The sequence below is a fragment of the Mesorhizobium sp. WSM4816 genome, from assembly GCF_055811535.1.
This window is the reverse complement of the sequence record NZ_JBVVQR010000127.1, coordinates 1-233: the sequence shown is the minus strand read 5'-3', so window position 1 is coordinate 233 and position 233 is coordinate 1. Positions and strand designations below refer to the sequence as shown.

General features: G+C 60.5%; 1 protein-coding gene. It reads right to left on the bottom strand.

The window, feature by feature from the left end; genetic code table 11:
- Nucleotides 1-55 precede the first annotated feature (55 nt).
- On the bottom strand, nt 56-233 hold a 178-nt coding region (locus AC0L3H_RS33070), incomplete at its 5' end, for a chorismate synthase (protein ID WP_473588258.1).

The window sequence follows — 233 nt, the reverse complement described above, 5'->3', positions numbered from 1 at the left end:
CTCCTGCTTTGTTCTCGTCGTCATCAACGAGGCAGGATGGTGCACGTTCCTCTATTCAACCACACTGGCCGCGATGAAGCAACGCCTGATCGGCTAAAACCAGGGCGACCATCGCTTCGACCACGGGAACGCCGCGAATGCCGACACAGGGGTCGTGACGGCCCTTGGTCGCGATCTGGGTTTCCTCACCGGTACGGGTGATGGTGTCGACGGGGGTCAGGATCGAACTGGTC